Consider the following 18,287-nt stretch of genomic DNA (forward strand, 5'->3'; position numbering starts at 1 on the left):
CTTGTCCTCTCTCTTCTCGGAGAACGGTGGACCGTTGACGGTCAACATGAATTCTCGCACTCTCGAAGCGAAGCACTCGACAACGCTCTTTCTCGGTTAATCTTTAAGAAGGACGGATCCTAGCTATTGGACGGCAAACCTGAGGACTGCTTTTCCCAGCGCACAGCGTGTTCCCTCAAGCATTAAGCGGGTTTTCCGGTCGCGAAGCAGAACTGGCCTGCGTCAACGGACCGGCATTCTTCTCCAAATAACTTCACTGCTACTGAACACCGAAGCCTGATCTCTCAAACGAGACTGCGAAAATGTGCACATTAGCCAGCTGAGGAAAGACTATGCTTTTCAACGGTTTATCAAGAAGATCACTACAACGATAGTACAGCATGCACTTGATTCTCTCTGTATTCCCAGTATTATCGTATCTGCCGGAAAACACGAACGCAATTTCCTCTCCAGTCGATGGCCCTCCGCACCAATCGGAAAACGACAACTGGATCATTTGCTGCGAACCATCTTCGTAGATCAGCTGCGCTTCACCGACGTAGTCACCATGGTTCGCCGAACCGAGGATACAGATACGACTGAATACTTCTGCTGGAAATGTAATCGCCTGGCCCGTGAGTCTTAGGTTGTCGTCGCCTTTGATGTTCATTAAGAATCTAGTCTCACCAACAGAAAGGAATCCTGATTCTAGCTCTCTCTCCAGCTCTGCAGATATGTAAGAAGCTCCAAATAATCCCTGAGGGTTGTCGAAATTCGCCGTTTTTCTCTCATCGGAAGATGCAATTCCGTTGTTGTTGAATAGCTCTTCAAGATTCAAATGAACGAACCCGTCCTGTTCGACAACATCCACTACCAGTGACGGTGGTACTTCAGTAATCTTTCTCTCTCTTTCAAAGATCCTACCGTTTGCAATTGAAATACCTTCTTGTGCTTCCTCGCTTCCACGGAAATTGAGAATAAAGGAAACATCTTCTCCTGGATCGTAAGCAACCACCAAATTCGGCACGAGAATTATCTGATCGAGATCGAAACTACCTTCGGTTATTCTTCCTCCCACCGTGAAGGTAGATTCATTACCTGTACCTTTTACAGTACCGATTTTGAGAATGGCTCTCCGCTCTAGGCTGACTACCTTCTCTGATCTGGAATCCCCAAGCCTCAAGGTAAAGACCACTTCGTTAGCTTTGACTTCATTTAGAGCTGCAAATACTGAATATGATGTCTCGGCAAGTGTTATTGGCATACGAAGACTGAATGCTCCTGAGATGTTTATTACGGCATTGCCCGAAAAGCCGGTACCCTGGATTATCGCTGATTCGGAAAGGCCAGCCCTCATGGATTCTGCTTCAACTACCTCAACCCGCGCAAGTATCTCTACTTCACCAGAAAAGAACCGTTCGTACTGATCGGGAAGCCTACTGATCCTTTCGAGAGAAAGAAGCATGGAAATCGTAGATTCTGCTCCTGCATTTCTATTTACGTGTGAGAATTCAAGTCCGTCAAATCCCTCTCCGTTCCTCCCTATCATTGACTGGTTCAACTTGTTGACACCAAGGAACCAGCTTCCAAGAAGAGCCGTTGTAGAGGCAATCTCATCATCTTCGGTCAGTTCATACAGCATATACCCTGCTGAAATCGCAGCTTCTGCAGCATAGGCTATCTGCGGGAAAAGTTGCAAGTATTGAGACAATGAGTATAGAGGCCCCGCATTCAGCAGAAGCGCCGAGCTTCGCTTGAAAGCCTCTACAGAAGCTTCAAGAAGATTGTCGTCTTCTAGAATCGCACTTGCCAAAGCTATTGCTTCCAGCTGCCTCGAACCCCAACCGTGCCAGTAATACTTCGATTCTGAAGGTGGTGCCTCGTCTACAAGACCGTCAAAAAGCGAGTCGCTATTCAGAACCAGCTTATCTCGAATAGCAGAAGAACACCTTTCAACGAAACTTCCCACGAGTGCATCGTTGCCTATCATGAACAACTCGGCGGCTCCAAGAAGAACAACGGATGAGAGGTCGGTGTAGCCATGAATAAGACCGTCCTGTTCAAAGCTGATTATTCTTCGGAAGCACCTATGTGCAGCTTCGGTCAGTTTAACAGAAAACTCGGGGTCAAAATCTTGAGATATCCGTGCTCCGGTAGTAAGCGCCCATAATGCTCGAGCTGCCCACCAGTTTCCTCCTTTTCTGGAAGTAGGCCCATTTAGGTTTATTCTTCCATCTTCGAATACGAAATTGTAGAAGTCCCCATCGACATCCTGCATTGAAAGTACAAATTCCAGCGCTTCTCTTGCCCGTCCGAAGTACTCAGGTTTTCCTGAAGTCTCAAAGAGTCTCAAATAAAGTATCGCCGCCCTCGCCACATCATCAACACATGTAACTCCTTCGCCGGGAGCATCGGCATGTTTGTAGCTTCCATCGGGAAGTCTGTCAGCATAAATCCAGTAACCAACTCTTGTGACATTCTCAATCGAGAACTCGTCTCTAAGGAATTCCAGATGTCCTAGACTAAGCTGAACCTCCATCCCGATAAGCAAGACTGAAGCAAGAGATAAGAGCAAGACGATTACCTTCTTCATAGACACCTCCAAAATAAAAGGGTGAGAGGCAACCTCTCACCCTAAAACAAAGATCGATTATTCTCCTATCTTGAGTGACTGAATCTCCGACTTCTTGAGCTCAGCGAACTCGATTGAATCCTGAATTGAGTCGGCGTTGAATATCGAGTAGACTCTCTTGAAACTGACAACATCTCCTGCCGCAAAGCGCTTTACGTAGTCTTCCCAGTTTGAAGAGACATAACCTCTAGTGCTTTCGAAGATGTCAATCTCACCGGGCATCCATTCGAAGTATCCGTCCCTGAATTCCCTGCTCTCATATACCCAAGTAAGACCTCCTATCCATTTCTCGTAGTCGGCTACTACAACAGGTACTTCGGGGTTTATCTCTGCGACACCCAATTTCAATGACAACGAGTAGTTGGCTCTCCAGCTTTCCTGAGAAGCAAATATGTACGTCGCACCCCACCAAAGCGGTCTCATTGAATCTACAGCAGGGAAGACAATATAGGGCTTGTTTCCGAAATACATTATCGCATTTCTCTCTAGCCAGTATTCTAGTGGTGTAATATTAAGCTGATCGGCCCAGAGAAGTCTTCTGAATACAGGAAGCGTATGGACCGTGTCTTCAGCTACGTCAGTCAATACTCTTGTTGCCATTATCTGTAGTTTCATTAGTTCGGCATATGTCGCAAATTCAAAGGTGTTGTGAGAAATTATATCCCCATTGCTGAAGATTGTGGTGATGATTTTTTGAGTTACACCCAGGAAAGGTTTCGCTTCAAGCGTGCTAACAACAGTGATTCCTACGGGCCCGGCAGGAAGAACCGAGACTTCCTTGACTGCAAAATCCCCCGACGTCTTTTCTTCGTGCCTGCCAAACTCTCCATCGATGTAATAGGTCGATCCAACATAACCCGACATCCTGACAATGCCTATCTCATCGACCACAGTTCCTTCCACATCTCCGAAACCAGTTACCTTAACGAGACCTTTGTTATTGGCAATTGCAGTTATTTCCCCGATTTCAATAACCCACTGCCCATCTTCCTCAGTTACTTTTCCTACCGACTGGTAGGTTGGGGGAAGAATGTCAAAGTTGTCACTAACCGTTATCTCTGCAGGACCTGTGATCAAGAAGGAGAGAATATCCCCGGATGAGAGCCTTCCATTCAGATCGGCATCATCAATTTGATACGGAAGCTCCTTTCCGTCTTGAACAACTCTTAATGAGTCCCAGTTGGCATCGAAGTCAACCCCAACGAGATCAAGAATATCACTCATGGCAATTGTAACGGCAACAGGCTCCCCGGTGAAGGAATTGACAGACACGGGAACCCTTACAGTCTCTGCAACTAAAAAGACCGAAAGCACTATGAAGAAAAGAACCAAGAACCTCTTCATACAAACACCTCCTAGAAGTCGATGTGAAATCGCTTACATATCACTTAAGATTATAGAATCTTGTCACTTCTTTGATCTAGAATGATATGGAATCAAAAATAATGACTTACGAAGATTATCGGCAATCAATTGGTAATATAACCTGATTCCGCACTAACTTTACTTTTTTCGTCTAAGTTTAATCAACTTTGATACCTACGGTTATTTAAGAAATGCAAAACGGCATATTACTGACTTAATAGCTCTAAATACTAACTGAATGGCTTTATTAGTTGCTACTCGAATGTGATTATCGAGCCTCAATCGAGGTATATTACTTTTAGAGATGTAAGCGTTTACATAGCTAGAGGTGATTTACTTGTCAGCAAAACTATCTGATGTCGCACGACTGGCAGAAGTATCAACCGCAACCGTTTCAAGAGTGCTGAATAAGAGCGGCTACGTTTCGAAGAAGGCAAGAGAAAAGGTCTTGTCAGCCATAGAAGAACTCGAGTACAAACCCTCAAAAGTTGCAAGCTACCTTGCAAGCAGAAAGCTTGACTTCAACATCGGCATCGTCGCTGGCAGAAGATTGTTTAAGATTCTTTCCAGCAAATCTGATCAATTTTACACTATCGTTCTTAATGGAATTGAGGAGTTCTTTCTAAACAACAACATGAGAGGAGAATTAGTATCGACAGATGAGTTCTCGAATAGTTTTGACGGATATCTGATGATAGGTGGAGAAATAAGCGAGAAAGATGTGAGAATGGTCAAAGAGGGCGGGAAACCGGTTGTGCTGGTCGATCAGTATCTTGCCGGTGTCAAGGTAGACTGTGTTGTTTCTGATGGTTACGATGGAGCTGTATATGGAATGAGAAAGCTCTTCTCAAAAGGTCTGAAGAAGATAGTGAACATCCATGGTCCCCTGTCTCACTTTGGTTTCAGAGATAGATACGACGGGTATATCTCAGCAATGGAAAGCGCCGGCTACTTGCCTAGAGCATTTGAATACGACGAAGAAAACGACAATATGAGCGCGATTATTGACCTTTTGCTTTCAAGATACGGGCTTCCAGACGCAGTATTCGGGTGTAATGATACGGCCGCAATCAGAGCAATGGAAGAGTTTCAGGCAAGAGGCATAAAAATACCAGAAGAGGCATCGATTATGGGATTTGATGACATTATAAACTCTTCCGGTACCACCCCTTCGTTGACGACATTCAAGATCTTCAAGCGTGAGATGGGGGTTGTAGCATCAAGAAGACTGCAGAGTCTGCTAATTGGCAATGAACCTCATCCTACAAAGATTTCTCTGTTTACCGAATTTGTCCAGAGAGAGAGCACTTTATAGAAAAGGAGGTAAAGATCGTGAAAAAACTAATTCTGTTAACGGTATTCCTGTGCCTTATCTCGGGATTACTTGGCGTTGAGCTTGTCTTCTGGACAGCGCCAAATCCTCTTCAAGAGAGTTTCTGGAAAGAAGTGGTTTCCGAGTGGAATCAGAACAACCCGGATATCCAGATAAAGTGGTCAACGATCCCGGCTGCCGGTAGCTCAGAGGAGGCTATACTCACATCAATCGCATCGGGAAGAATGCCTGACATCTGCACGAACATCTTCTCGGGTTTCGCAGCACAACTTATCGAAGCAGACATACTTGTTCCGCTAAACTCCTTCCCGGATTTCTGGGAGCTAATGGAGAAGAGGAAGATGACTTCAATAGTCGAAAGCTGGAAATTTGGAAACGACTATTACGTGCTCCCAATATACTCGAATCCGATTATGATGTGGTGGAGATCGGACATACTGAAAGAGCTGGGATATGATAGGCCGCCCAGAACATACTCGGAGATCTATGAAATCAGTGAGAAGTATTCCGTCCCTTACGAGAAGTATGGAACATTGGTCGTAATGGGCAGAAACTGGTACGACAGATGGTATGATTTCATAACCTATTACTATGCGGCAAGCGAGGGCTCCCCATACCTGGATGTTGAGAAAGCAAGAGCTCTCTTCAACAACGATACGGGGAAAGAAGTCGTCACATTCATAGATACCATGTTCAGAAACAACTGGACGGCGGTCGACCTCGGAAGCAACCCATTCTACTTCGGAGTAGTTCTTGGTGGTATATTCGGGCCTTGGGAGATCAATCAGGCGAGGAACCTCTTCCCTGATGTCTTTGACCACATTGCAATCGCTCCACCTCCAGTCCCGGACGACTATCCAGAAGACAAACCAATATACACGTTCGCAGATACTAAGGGACTGGTAATGTTTGCAACAACAAAGCATAAGGAAGCCGCATGGAAGTTCATCAAGTGGGTTTACTCAGATATTGAGAAAGATCGGAAATGGATGGAAGTTACCAACCTTCCTCCTGCAAGAGAGGATCTGCTATCTAACCCCATCTTTCAAGAATACATGGATGAGAACCCAAAGTTCGCCGCTTACGCTAGCCATGTTGCCTATGCTGTCCCGCCCGCATTAACCACCAAGACTGTTGAGGTTCAAGATATTCTCACGACATTTCTCATCGAACAAATAATGTATGGAAAATCCACTCCATTCGAAGCTTTGAGCGATGCGGCAACAAGAGTAAGAAGAGAACTCTTCTAAGAGAAGAGGTGATTTTGAGTGAGGAAGAGATTGAAAACCATCGACGCAATAAAGGGCTGGTCTCTGTCAGGAGGATACCTAGTATATACAGCGATTTTCTGGGGGTACCCGTTCGTATGGTTACTGATTCTGGCACTCTCGAAATGGAATTACTTCACACCCAGGAAGTTTATCTGGTTTGACAATTTCATTAAGCTCTTCCAGGATGAGCTATTCTGGAGGGTCTTCCTGAACACCTTCAATTTCATGCTTTACTTCATCCCAATGGTTCTCGGTCTCTCCTTACTCTTTGCTCTTGGCCTGAAGAAGGTGAAGATGTTCAGGACCTTCTTCATACTGGCATTTCTCGTTGCCAACGTCTCCTCCGGAGTCGCCTACTCGATCATATTCCAAAAGCTGTTTGCGATAAACGGTCCCTTAAACAGCATTACTAGGTCTATTTTCGGAATCACAATCCCCTGGTTTAGCAGTCCACAGCTGGCAACGCTATCTATCGCTGTGATGGTAACCTGGAAATTCATTGGTTACTACGGTCTCATTCTTTTCTCAGGGCTTCAGGCAATACCGGAGAGTCTATATGAATCTGCTGAACTGGATGGAGCAGGAAAGATGACCAGATTTTTCAGGATCACTCTGCCCCTTATAAATCCGTCGATAGTTATGGTTCTGGTTCTCTCCCTTACTCTAACTTTTGGAATATTCACCGAGCCCTTCCTCATTACGGGAGGAGGTCCGATGAGAACCACATATACATTCCAGATGCTCATCTACACGACAGCATTCCAGAAAATCAATCCGGGATACGCATCGGCGTTGGCAATCATAGTGGCTCTTCTGAGTTACGGATGCGTGTTGCTCACCAGGAAGCTTGTTGAAAGAGAGGTGGAGATGGTATGAAGAAAATACCGATGATTATCCTTTATGTCATTCTCTTTGCCGCCTCCGTCGTATGGATCTACCCATATATATGGATGCTGCTATCGTCTTTCAAGCCAACTAATGAAATCTATGGCGGATTCCTGCCGAGCCGGTTCACCCTTGATAATTATAGATTCATTCTAGAAGCCGCCGACAAGATGGAGAGACCGTTTATTCAAGCTCTTGGCAATTCGATATTCATATCTGTAACCGTTACCTTTGGAGTACTAGTGACCTCGGCTCTCGTTGGCTTCGGACTATCAAGGCTAAGTTTCAAAGGAAGAAATGTGATATTCAATTTCATAATATTTCAGATGATATTCCCGGGATTTCTTTTTATTGTCCCTTTATATGTCCTCATAAGGAATCTCGGTCTAATTGACACCAGAACGGCCCTCATACTTCCTTCCCTCGTTTCCGCTTGGGGTGTCTTCATGTTTACGCAGTCCTTCAGAGCCGTTCCAAACGAATACCTTGAAGCAGCTAGAATGGATGGAGCAAACGACCTCTGGATAATCACGAAGGTGTTGATCCCGCTAACTAGCTCGACCGTCTCTATCGTTGGACTCTTCACATTCATCGGAATATGGGATAATTTCATGTGGCCTCTAATAGTTGTCAGCGATTATTCAAAGATGCCGCTTTCAGTACTTTTGGCAAGCTTCAATATGCAGTACGGAAGTTACCTGGGACCGGTTCTTGCAGGTTCTGTCCTTCAGACTATGCCCATGGTAGTCATATTTCTGGTGTTCAGAAAGTACTTCCTTCAAGGAATCTCTATGTCATTGAAATAAGGAGTGAGAGTTGTGATCAAACTGAAAAGACATCCGTTAAACCCTCTTATCTCTCCGATCCCGCAACATCACTGGGAATCTAAGTATGTTTTCAACTGTGCCGTTGTCAAACGAAAAAAAGTCTTTCACATGCTATACAGGGCCCAGGGAGAAGATATGGTTTCAAGAATGGGCTACGCCGTTTCACTCGACGGTGTTAGATTCAACAGACTTGAGAAGCCGGTCTTTACTCCCGGAAGTCAATGGGAGCTTTACGGCGTTGAGGACCCCAGGCTAACGGAGCTGGAGGGAAAAGTCTTCATGCAATACACGGCCTATTCTCCTCTTGGTGTACGAATTTCGATGGCTTCAACGACTGATTTTCTCCGCTGGGAGCGTCACGGAGTAATTATCCCGGATGTCGACAACAAGGATGCAGCACTGTTTCCGGAGAAGGTGAACGGACGCTACATTATGTTCCACAGAATCGAACCGGACATGTATCTGGCGTATTCAGACGATCTCAATACCTGGACACGATTCACTTCTATAGCCGGTCCGAGACCCAGCATGTGGGACAATCTGAAGATTGGGGTAGGTGCTCCACCTATCAAAACTAAATACGGGTGGCTTGTACTGTATCACGGCGTGGAAGACACTCCTAGACCTACTTACAGACTGGGGTTCATGTTACTAGACTCAGAGAACCCTGAGAAGGTCATAAAGAGAAGCAATGAACCGATTCTTGAACCAGAAGAAGAGTGGGAAGTGTTTGGAGGCGTCCCAAATGTCGTTTTTTCCGATGCAATGGTGGAACACGAAGGACACTATTATGTTTATTATGGGGCGGCAGACAACCTTATCGCTCTGGCCACAATCGAGAAAGAGGTTGTGATCAACTGGATAAGGAGTTGATTATGTGAGAAGACTACTGCTTGTGGTATTGCTCTCTCTATGTTCATCGGTATTTTCCATTTCGATAGAGTTTGAATCGCTATATAACATTGAAAGAGCATCTGAGCTTCCTATAGTGATGCCTCAAGGTGTCGGGTGGGAGAGCAAGGCCGTATTCAATCCGGCAGCTATAGTTATTGACTCGACTGTCTATCTTCTCTACAGATCGGAAGACTGGGCCGGCACAGGTAGATGGAATGGCACATCAAGGATTGGCCTGGCGACATCGGCAGATGGCTTCGAGTTCTCAAGGCGGTCAGATCCTCTGATTTCGCCAACGGAATCATACGAGATCCCGGGAGGCTGCGAAGATCCTCGAATAGTGAAGATAGACGATACCTATATACTTACCTACACGGGTTATGATGGGGGGAAGGCGAGACTGTGCATAGCCGTCTCAAAGGACTTCGAAGAGTGGGAGAAATTGGGCCCGGTATTCAAAGACGATACCTGGTCAAAGTCAGGCGCAATCGTCCCTGCCAAGATTGATGGGAAGTACTTCATGTACTTTGGAGATTCCTCTATAAAACTCGCTTATTCCACCGACCTCAGAAATTGGACGGTATTTCCCCGTCCCGTATTGGAACCAAGACAGGGTTACTTCGACAGCAGACTGATAGAGCCGGGACCGACGCCCATTATAACAGAAGAGGGGATTCTTCTCATATACAACAGCGCCGACTTTTCCACGATCTACAGGCCGGGGGCTGCGCTATTTGATATAAGCAATCCCAGAAAACTTATAATGAGGACTGACAGGTTTCTCGCAGAACCTGAACTTATTTGGGAAAAACAAGGGCAGGTCCCAAACGTGATATTTATCGAAGGAGCCGTAGTTCATGAAGAAAAGCTGATTCTGTACTATGGTGCAGCAGACACCTACATTGGAGCGTTCGTTGTTGATCTTAGTAGCTGAGACTGTGAATCTTTGGTAATGAAGACATCTACAATCTCTTGTTGTCCTTACCGGGGCTCCTTTTCTGGGCCCCTTTCTTCAGCGATTCAATCTCCCTCTTGCTTAGCCTTTTTATGTCACCTGGATTTGGAACAAGAGATATGCCAAGAGTGCCTATAGCAACTCTGACAAGAGTGGAAACCTGTTTGTTGAATACCCTAAGAATCTCCCTAATTTCTCGTTTGTGGCCTTCGTGAATCGTAATCGAATACTTCGACAGATCTTCATCACTTCTGACCAGTCTTATCTTTGCCGGAGCTGTTCTGAATCCATCGGCAAGTGTAACACCAGCCCTCACAGCTTCGATATCCTGATCGGTAAGTCTTCCCTTTATTCCCACGACGTAAGTCTTCTCTATCTCTGAAGAAGGATGAGAAACGAGATTAGCGAGATCACCATCATTCGTCATGATTATTAATCCGCAGCTGTCTTGGTCCAGTCTGCCTACGTGAAATACTCTCTCCTTAATCCTTTCACTTATCAGATCAGCCAACGTCTTTCTTCCACGATCATCGCTCATGGCGCTGAGATAACCAAGAGGTTTGTTAACCAAATATACGACTTTTTCTTCTATGGAAAAGCTTAGCTTACTTCCGTCAAGAAGAATTTCTGAAGACTCCGGAATTACATCAAGTCTCGGGTATGTCTCGATCCTGCCGTTCACCTTCACTCTCCCGTCCAGGATCGCTTGAGTCGACTTCCTTCTCGACATTCCCGTTATCTGTGAGATCATCTCGTGAAGCCTCAAAACTATCTTCCCCCCCGCCAATAGCCAACCCCTGAACAATCTCCGCGAGATCGTCAACCTGGAACAATTCGTAGAAGCGCGAACTGACTTTGTAGAGGTAAGGTCTGCCCGGCAGCTTCGATTTCCTCTTGCCCACAAGTCCCATCTTAGACAGCTCTAAAAGCTGGGCTTGAGAAGACCTTCCTCTTATTAGTTCAACATCATTTCTTGTTAGCGGTCCCTTCACAGCCACAGTCGCCAAAACTTCCATCTGAGTGTCGGTAATGCTCACCAGAGGTCTCACCGATATTTGACTTACATATGACTGAATCGATGCTTTGGTATAGAATCTGAGCCTGCCGTTAACGGACTTAATCATTACACCGTGATCATGTCCTTGGTATTCTCCCTCTAGCTCTTCAAGCAGTAACATAACCTGATTCAGCTTCATACCGATAATCGACGCGATTCTTGACGGCTCAATGCCGCTTCTTGCAGAGAAGATCAGCGCTTCGATAATTGCCTTCTTTGTCAATTCCTCGTTCACTAGACCCTCCTTCTGAGAACGAGAGGCTCTACACTTTCAAGATAGTACCTGTTGAGCTTCAGGAGTTCAAGCACTGCAAGAAAGGAGACAATTACTTCCGATCTGCTTTCGAGATCCATAAGGAACTTGTACAGCTCAATTGTCTCATAGAGCTGTTCTATCTGAAGCATTCGGTCTTCAACGTTTATGCTCTCGGAAACGATTGTATATACTCTTTCTCTTAATACCGTCTCCTTTAGAATGGCTTTGAAAGCTTCCGTAAGTTCGTCCGGAAGATCCTCTTTCCTCTTCTGATCAACTACCGGTTTGGCTGTTGCCCTTTCATAGCTGTAAGCATCGTAGAGCTTTACCCGGAATTCTTTTGACAGGTCCTTTAAGGCCCTATACTCCTCTACGCTTTTGTAGAGTTCTTTCTGCTGATTTTCAAACACTTCGGCTTCATTATTGCTCATTCTGGGGAGCAGAGCCTTGGACTTCATCTCCATGAGAGTTGAAGCCATCACCAGGAAATCGGAAGTCACTACCATATCCAGAGATTTCATCTTGTTGACGTGTGCAATGAACTCGTCTGCTATGACTGTGATGGGGATCGAACGAATGTCTACCCGGTGTTTCCTGACTAAATACACGAGCAAGTCAAGCGGTCCTTCGAATTCAGGGAAACTGAAGACCAGTTCAAGCTGTTCCACCTTCACCACCCCAGCTTAGTTGCTTCAAGAACCCTCTTCATTGTCTCCTTAGCCACTTCTGCAGCTCTTCGATTTCCATCTTCGATTATCTCGGAAAGCTCCTCACAGTTTTCTTTCAGATAGGACAGCCTCTCCCAAACAGGGGAGAGTCTTTCAACCAGGTTCTGCTGAAGGAGTCTCTTACACTCCAAACAGCCGATTCCTGCAGTCTTGCATCCTTGAACGACCCAAGACTTCTCTTCATCGGAGGAAGTGAAAGCCTTATGATAATCCCATACAGGACATTTTTCCGGATCTCCCGGATCGGTTCTTCTCTTTCTCGCCGGATCCGTCATCATCGGAGCAATCATCTTCCAGAGCTCTTTCTCATCCGTATCGATCAGAATGTAGTTCCCGTAGCTCTTGGACATCTTTCTGCCATCAGTTCCCGGAAGCTTGGGCACTTTAGCAAGAATCGGTTCCGGCTCTGGGAACACTTCGCCAAACTGATTGTTGAACCTTCTTGCAATTTCCCTTGTAAGCTCAACATGATAAACCTGATCCTCACCAACCGGAACTCCTGTCGCCAGATACATGAGAATATCCGCTGCCTGAAGAACAGGGTATAGCAAAAACCCTCCACTTGAAAGGTCCTTGTTTGTGATCTGCTCCTTCTGATCCTTGAAAGTCGGCACCCTTTCCAATCTCGAAACAGACACGAGCATAGAGAAATACAGGAACAGCTCCGCGTGCTCCTTAATTGCAGACTGAACAAAGAGAACTGATTTCTCGGGATCTAGACCAACTGAGACGTATGTTCGGACGATGTCAAGACTCCAGTCATAGAAGTTAGAACTTTCATCTATATGGGAAGTGAGGCCATGCCAGTTAGCCACGAAGTAAAAGCATTCATTTCCCTGGTCCTGCAGCTCTTTCCATTTCTCAAGAGTTACGAAATGCCCTAGATGAAGTCTGCCGGTCGAGCGCATGCCACTGAGAACTCGCACTGAAATCCCTCCAAACCGAAAAGCCCGATATACAACTAATATCGATCGTCAACTGCGATCGCAAAGGTATCTACAATGTATTTTAGCACAGAATGATGTTATCATATTCTCAGGACCAATCTAATAATAATCGGGAGGTTACATATGAAATTCAATACCCTTCTCATCATACTCGTTGTTGTTATGGTTGGGATGACTGCAGTCAACATGTTTATGGCATTTAACAACAGACTTGATATTGACACTCTGTCATCCACCAGCAACTATTCATATGACTACGAAGGTCGAGCCACCTTGGATATTGAAACCGAGATCATCTTCAATAAACCAAATCAGATGACACAGTTTCTCGAGCAATACGATAAACCTCAGCAAGAACAGTTCGCAGACTTCCAGGAGTCAATGACCCAGTTTGCAGAGAGCTTCAACCGGGCTATGTATGTAGAGGACTTTCAGTCGACCGCAACGGTTCTCGGTTCTAACAGAGTAAGAGTAATTGAGCATGCCGTTATTTCGGGCTTTGCTGCCGTTGAAGAAGGAGTAGTAAACACTGATATGGGAGATATGGAGTTCGATCTTACAGGGGAAGCCTATTCACTTACTATCTCAATTCCGCCAGGCGCAACGATTATCGAAGTCAATCCCACACCAACAGTTGTAGCAGACGGAAATGTATATATATGGGCAGACACTGGCAAGACGAACTTTCCAAAGATTCAGTTTGCAAGAGGTGAGTGAAGTCAGTCAAGAAGCCAAGTCGTTCCTTTCTCTTCTAAAAGAATCTACCAATACCTCAGTACTAACCGGTGCCGGCGTTTCTGTTGCCAGTGGTATTCCAGATTTTAGAAGTCCCGGGGGCCTATACAGCAAAGTCTCTCCAGAGATTTTCGAACTCAGTTCCTTTATGAAAGACCCTGCTGGTTACTACAAAGTAGCAAGAGAGAGAATACACACCATGGCTGACACAGTACCAAATGCCACCCACATACTTCTAGCGAGACTGCAAGAGATGGGATTGATTCAAACAATCATCACCCAGAATATCGACGGTCTCCTGCAAAAAGCTGGAGCAAGAGATGTCGTCGAGTTGCACGGAACAGTCTCCCTGTTTGATTGTCTTCAATGCAGCAGGAAGTTTGATAGGTCGGAGATGGAGCTCATTCTGGAAAGCGCTGATGTTCCGAAATGCAGCTGTGGAGGCCTAATAAAGCCAAGAATCGTCTTCTTTGGCGAGATGCTTCCCGAGAAGGCTATCAGAAGCTCTGAAGATGCTGCGCTTGCTGCAGATCTGTTTCTCGCATTAGGTTCTTCGCTCATGGTTTATCCTGCGGCTCAGTTTCCGGTAATTGCGAAATCATCTGGCGCCAGAGTGGCAATCGTGAATAGAGATGAGACTGGTCTCGATTATCTGGCCGACCATATTTTTAGGGTCGAACTTGAAGGGTTTTCTAAAGAAGTCATCAGCCTATTGGAAGCAGAATCATGAATCGGTAGTTCCCTGATAAGTCCTTTCTGAACTCGCAAGAGTAACCTTCGATCTCCGAAAAGAGTTTGCGAAGACCGTCCGTCTCGTACTGAGAAATTTCCAGATATACCCTCTTTCCACGCGGGAGGTTCCTGAAAAACTCCCTGTAGAAGTCAAGTCCATCCTTACCGCCGTCAAGGGCAGTCAACGGTTCGTGATTTTTTATGCTGACATCGAGCAAATCGATATCTGTTGTTCTTATATAAGGCGGGTTGGAAACCAAAACCTCGACAGAGTTCAGGTATTCTCCGAGTCCGTTGAGATTGTCTCCGTCAATGAATTTCACGTTAGATATCCCGTTATTTCTGGCATTCTGCTCCGCAAGAGCGATTGCCTCCGTTGAGATGTCGGTCGCGAATACAGTAGCTGAGGGAAGACTTCGCGCAAGAGCGCAGGCTATCGCTCCACTTCCCGTTCCGATATCGGCAAAGACTTTAGAGTCTTTTTCTTCCTCAATAACGATCTCAACCAACTCTTCAGTTTCGCTGCGGGGAATGAGCACACAAGGGGAAAGCTCTAGTCTAATTCCAAAAAAATCTTTGTAGCCAAGCACGTAGTCTATTGGCTCTCCTTTGGCAACTCTTTTCACTGCCGAAAAAAACTCAACGGTCAGAGAAGATTCGATTTCTCTTTTAGTATCAAGAAGCAGATCGACTTCAGTCAGCGATAGGATTTCCTTCGAAAGTAAGAACACAATAAAGCGGGAATTGTCGATTCCCGCTTCACTGAGCCTCTTTATTGATATCTCAATTAGCTCCCTTGATTTCACATTCCAAGAATCTTTCTGACGTCATCACTTGCCATCTCAGGCGTCCATGGTGGGTCAAAGGTAAGCTCAATCTTAACGTCCCCAATTCCCTCGATCTCGCTGACCTTTCTTCTTGCGTCTTCCGTCATCAGTCCGGCAAGGGGACACATCGGCGTCGTCAACGTCATCTTGATTCTCACATCTTTCCCATCCTGAATATTCACGCCGTAAACTAGTCCAAGAGAAACTATATCGAAGCCAATTTCGAGATCATAGACTTCTTCAAGAGCTTTCATTACATCTTCCTTTATGACACTCAATTCATTCTCCTCCATCTGCTTCATAGTATCTTTCTACTATGGCACTTTCTTTGAAAGGCTTAAATTCTTGTTCTTTCCAGACTCTCCATAACAAGTCCTTTTTCTCTTCGATCAGGTTCTTCTCGATCTCTTCCCTCACATCTTCAACACCCTGCGAACCTGCAGGAGAGTATGACTGAAGATAGATAACCGCGTATCTGTTGTCAAGAGTTACAACAGAAGAAAGCAATTCGCCGTCCGTTGGCTTGAAGAGGGACTTAACCAGTTCCGGATTGAGACTTTCAATTTCCTGCCTCGTGAAGCTTCCGGTAACAACTTCGGGAAAAGTGTCGAGAACGGAAGCTGGATTTGCATCTCTCGACGCGGCCTTCCATACAGAATAGGCTTCGGAGAATGAATCGAACAGGAGTACCTTCATGTTCGCTCTCTCTTCCTCCACAGCATACTTGGACGAATTGGCCATGTAATACTGCTCAATCTCCTCTTCTGTAACCGTAGCATTCATGGTGACTGCTTCATAGAGAGCATTAAGAACCTCTCTGTATGCAAGATCCCGGACAACTTTCGCCTCATAGGAACTCAATCCGTCGATGTATCCCCTAAGTATGTAGAAGAGATCTGCATCGGACTTCTCGATCTCCAATTCTGCCAGCGTATCCATAATAGACTTATTCACAACGCTCTTCAATGCTTCTGAGTTGGCCTCAATCCCAGCTTCTCTCGCGTACTGAATAAGAAGAGTCTCTTCAATCAACGCCTCCAGAGAATTCCTTTCATATTCTTCAAGCAACTTCTGACCGGCTTCCGTATTCAGAAGCATCTCAGAAAACAGAGGATCTACTTCTTCGATTCTTTTTGATATTTCAGTGTAGTTAGGCAGAACTTTAGAAAGAAAAGCGTCCATGGTGATAATCTCGCCATTTACCCTGGCGGCTATCCCACTCCCGGATAAATCCTCCGTTTGCGCGAATGTTGCTACAGTGAGTAACATAATAATCAGGGCAGCGATCAGCAGCTTCTTCAATTTGTACCCTCCTTCGCTTTTTCCCACAGGTGATTAAGCTCATCTATGGTCATGCTTTCAATATCCAGACCGTATCTCTCAATATGACTCTCCATCTCGTGAAAACGGTTCACGAATTTCTCTGTCGATCTTCTCAAAGCTGATTCAGGATCAACCTCGAGAAATCTCGATAAATTAGCAACTGTAAAGAGAAGGTCACCGATTTCCTCTTCAATCTTCTTTTTATCTCTTTCCTTTATAGCACAGTCCAGCTCTTCAATCTCTTCATTCAGTTTGTCGCGCGGACCATTCATATCTTCCCAATCAAATCCAACAACCGATGCATTTTCCTGAACCCTGCGGGCCAAACTAAGTGCTGGCAGCGCTTTGTTGACCTTGCCTATTGAAGAAGCGGGAGACTCATTTCCTCCCTTTTCCTTCGCTTTGATCTCTTCCCATTGGCGATAGGAGTAGCCTTTCGAATCGGAAAAGACGTGGGGATGCCTTCTGATAAGCTTTTCAGTCAACATACTGACAATATCCGTTATAGAAAACGCCCCTCTTTCGGCAGCAATCTGAGCGTGGAAGACTATCTGAAGGAGAACGTCGCCAAGCTCTTCTGCCAACTCATTGTCATTCCCTTTGTCTATAGCATCGAGAACCTCATAAGCCTCTTCTATCAGGTACGGTTTCAAGGACCTATGAGTCTGTTCTATATCCCATTCACAGCCTCCGGGAGATCTCAACTTCTTCATTGTTTCGATTAGTCTTACCCATTCGCTTTCCTCAAACTCGTCTCTCAATTCTTTGCCTCCATCTCAACCATGCCCGCTCTAAAAAGCCTTGCTCTGCCAACTCCCTCTTCATTTGACCAATGCGTTGCCAATTCCTTTGTGATCAGCTCTCTTATCGGCCTGAATGTCAATCTGTGCCACGTTGTTGGTCCGTATTTTCTCAGAGCCTGCAGATGTTTTTCTGTGCCATAACCCTTATGACTTCGATAGCCATATTCAGGATACAGAATGTCCAAAGAATCCATAATTCTATCTCTGAACACCTTTGCTACAATCGAGGCACTGGCTATCGATGCGCTCCTTCTATCTCCTCCGACTATGCACTCTCCCTTAACATCTAGATTAAGCGACTTTCCATCAACCAGAACGTAATTGGGCCTTTCGGATAAATTGTTCAGAGCCCTATTCATTGCAAGCCTTGTTGCAGCAAGAATGTTCAACAAGTCAATCTCCTCAGGCGACGAGACCCCAATACCAACTATAGAAGCCTCCATCACTCTATCGTATAGATACTCTCTTTCTTTTCTGCATAGAGCCTTGGAATCATAGACACCGTCCACAGGTTCGAGCGTAATGACTGCGGCGGCTACAACCGGACCTGACAGAGGACCTCTTCCCGCTTCGTCAACTCCGGCAACTGTTATGTAATCCTCTCTATATGAGACATCGAACCTTGTCAAATCGGCGAGCTCTCTTTCAGCTGATTTCATACTGAGATTATACATCACCATTCGGCGGCCTTCAGTCACCGTTATTATGCAAGTATAACCGTGAATGAACGCCACCAAC

19 protein-coding genes are annotated in these 18,287 nt (G+C 45.5%); 8 read left to right on the forward strand and 11 right to left on the reverse strand.

Annotated elements, in window-relative coordinates; translation table 11 throughout:
• Positions 1-259: 259 nt before the first annotated feature.
• Together B3N33_RS01290 and B3N33_RS01295 are read right to left on the reverse strand one after the other, a co-directional pair.
• A complete protein-coding gene (locus tag B3N33_RS01290; protein ID WP_292591924.1) occupies positions 260-2,572 on the reverse strand; it encodes a hypothetical protein in 2,313 nt (770 codons plus the stop codon).
• A gap of 57 nt (positions 2,573-2,629) precedes the next feature.
• Positions 2,630-3,955, reverse strand: coding sequence for a hypothetical protein (locus tag B3N33_RS01295; RefSeq protein WP_292591926.1), 1,326 nt, complete (start codon positions 3,953-3,955; stop codon positions 2,630-2,632).
• 349 nt (positions 3,956-4,304) lie between these two features.
• Between B3N33_RS01295 and B3N33_RS01300 the strand changes: the two genes are divergently transcribed.
• Genes B3N33_RS01300 through B3N33_RS01325 form a run of 6 tightly spaced genes read left to right on the forward strand, consistent with a single transcriptional unit; the run spans position 4,305 to position 10,120 of the window.
• On the forward strand, positions 4,305-5,291 hold the full coding sequence (locus B3N33_RS01300) for a LacI family DNA-binding transcriptional regulator (RefSeq protein ID WP_292591928.1): 987 nt from the start codon (positions 4,305-4,307) through the stop codon (positions 5,289-5,291).
• A gap of 17 nt (positions 5,292-5,308) precedes the next feature.
• Entirely contained in the window at positions 5,309-6,559 is a 1,251-nt protein-coding gene (locus B3N33_RS01305) for an extracellular solute-binding protein (RefSeq protein WP_099829638.1), read from the forward strand.
• A gap of 18 nt (positions 6,560-6,577) precedes the next feature.
• Positions 6,578-7,456 (forward strand): carbohydrate ABC transporter permease, encoded by an 879-nt coding sequence (locus tag B3N33_RS01310; RefSeq protein WP_214060120.1) that lies wholly within the window; start codon positions 6,578-6,580, stop codon positions 7,454-7,456.
• Positions 7,453-8,271, forward strand: a complete 819-nt coding sequence (locus B3N33_RS01315) for a carbohydrate ABC transporter permease (protein WP_292589078.1) — start codon at positions 7,453-7,455, stop codon at positions 8,269-8,271. Before B3N33_RS01310 ends, B3N33_RS01315 begins: the two co-directional genes overlap by 4 nt.
• A gap of 12 nt (positions 8,272-8,283) precedes the next feature.
• A complete protein-coding gene (locus B3N33_RS01320) occupies positions 8,284-9,165 on the forward strand; it encodes a glycosidase (protein ID WP_099829635.1) in 882 nt (293 codons plus the stop codon).
• A 4-nt stretch (positions 9,166-9,169) separates the two neighbouring features.
• On the forward strand, positions 9,170-10,120 hold the full coding sequence (locus B3N33_RS01325; protein ID WP_102819064.1) for a glycoside hydrolase family 130 protein: 951 nt from the start codon (positions 9,170-9,172) through the stop codon (positions 10,118-10,120).
• A 28-nt stretch (positions 10,121-10,148) separates the two neighbouring features.
• On the opposite strand, the gene B3N33_RS01330 is transcribed toward B3N33_RS01325, so the two are convergent.
• From B3N33_RS01330 to trpS, 4 genes are read right to left on the reverse strand one after another with little or no spacing between them, the layout of a single operon-like run.
• Entirely contained in the window at positions 10,149-10,823 is a 675-nt protein-coding gene (locus tag B3N33_RS01330) for a pseudouridine synthase (RefSeq protein WP_292589075.1), read from the reverse strand.
• A complete protein-coding gene (gene scpB, locus B3N33_RS01335; RefSeq protein WP_099829632.1) occupies positions 10,789-11,433 on the reverse strand; it encodes an SMC-Scp complex subunit ScpB in 645 nt (214 codons plus the stop codon). Before scpB ends, B3N33_RS01330 begins: the two co-directional genes overlap by 35 nt.
• Positions 11,433-12,122, reverse strand: coding sequence for a segregation and condensation protein A (locus tag B3N33_RS01340; protein ID WP_214078783.1), 690 nt, complete (start codon positions 12,120-12,122; stop codon positions 11,433-11,435). Before B3N33_RS01340 ends, scpB begins: the two co-directional genes overlap by 1 nt.
• 2 nt (positions 12,123-12,124) lie before the next feature.
• Positions 12,125-13,108, reverse strand: coding sequence for a tryptophan--tRNA ligase (trpS, locus tag B3N33_RS01345; protein ID WP_099829630.1), 984 nt, complete (start codon positions 13,106-13,108; stop codon positions 12,125-12,127).
• Between the two features lie 144 nt (positions 13,109-13,252).
• Here trpS and B3N33_RS01350 point away from each other — a divergent pair, with 144 nt between their 5' ends.
• Positions 13,253-13,846, forward strand: a complete 594-nt coding sequence (locus B3N33_RS01350; protein WP_214060871.1) for a DUF4897 domain-containing protein — start codon at positions 13,253-13,255, stop codon at positions 13,844-13,846.
• Entirely contained in the window at positions 13,839-14,594 is a 756-nt protein-coding gene (locus B3N33_RS01355; RefSeq protein ID WP_214060872.1) for an SIR2 family NAD-dependent protein deacylase, read from the forward strand. Before B3N33_RS01350 ends, B3N33_RS01355 begins: the two co-directional genes overlap by 8 nt.
• Here the strand turns inward: B3N33_RS01355 and prmC are convergent.
• The 5 genes from prmC to B3N33_RS01380 are packed head-to-tail and all read right to left on the reverse strand — an operon-like array spanning position 14,569 to position 18,208.
• A complete protein-coding gene (gene prmC / locus B3N33_RS01360; RefSeq protein WP_214060873.1) occupies positions 14,569-15,402 on the reverse strand; it encodes a peptide chain release factor N(5)-glutamine methyltransferase in 834 nt (277 codons plus the stop codon). The genes B3N33_RS01355 and prmC overlap by 26 nt on opposite strands.
• Positions 15,399-15,701 (reverse strand): metal-sulfur cluster assembly factor, encoded by a 303-nt coding sequence (locus B3N33_RS01365; protein WP_099829627.1) that lies wholly within the window; start codon positions 15,699-15,701, stop codon positions 15,399-15,401. Before B3N33_RS01365 ends, prmC begins: the two co-directional genes overlap by 4 nt.
• 1 nt (position 15,702) lies before the next feature.
• Complete coding sequence (locus B3N33_RS01370) at positions 15,703-16,725, reverse strand: SurA N-terminal domain-containing protein (RefSeq protein WP_292589067.1); 1,023 nt, start codon at positions 16,723-16,725, stop codon at positions 15,703-15,705.
• Positions 16,722-17,507: a nucleoside triphosphate pyrophosphohydrolase gene (mazG, locus tag B3N33_RS01375; RefSeq protein ID WP_214060874.1), complete on the reverse strand. Its 786-nt coding sequence runs from the start codon at positions 17,505-17,507 to the stop codon at positions 16,722-16,724. Before mazG ends, B3N33_RS01370 begins: the two co-directional genes overlap by 4 nt.
• The gene (locus tag B3N33_RS01380) at positions 17,504-18,208 is read right to left on the reverse strand and encodes a ribonuclease HII (protein ID WP_243392286.1); all 705 of its coding nucleotides are present in this window, start codon (positions 18,206-18,208) and stop codon (positions 17,504-17,506) included. The genes mazG and B3N33_RS01380 overlap by 4 nt, the downstream gene beginning before the upstream one ends.
• Between the last annotated feature and the right edge of the window lie 79 nt (positions 18,209-18,287).

The organism is Mesotoga sp. UBA5825, assembly GCF_002432955.1.
GTDB lineage: Bacteria > Thermotogota > Thermotogae > Petrotogales > Kosmotogaceae > Mesotoga.

Bases quoted from the DNA above. Each gene is read 5' to 3' on its own strand.
- B3N33_RS01380 (WP_243392286.1), bottom strand. From the start codon at position 18,208: ATGAAATCAGCTGAAAGAGAGCTCGCCGATTTGACAAGGTTCGATGTC.
- B3N33_RS01295 (WP_292591926.1), bottom strand. From the start codon at position 3,955: ATGAAGAGGTTCTTGGTTCTTTTCTTCATAGTGCTTTCGGTCTTTTTA.
- B3N33_RS01315 (WP_292589078.1), top strand. From the start codon at position 7,453: ATGAAGAAAATACCGATGATTATCCTTTATGTCATTCTCTTTGCCGCC.
- B3N33_RS01350 (WP_214060871.1), top strand. From the start codon at position 13,253: ATGAAATTCAATACCCTTCTCATCATACTCGTTGTTGTTATGGTTGGG.
- B3N33_RS01290 (WP_292591924.1), bottom strand. From the start codon at position 2,572: ATGAAGAAGGTAATCGTCTTGCTCTTATCTCTTGCTTCAGTCTTGCTT.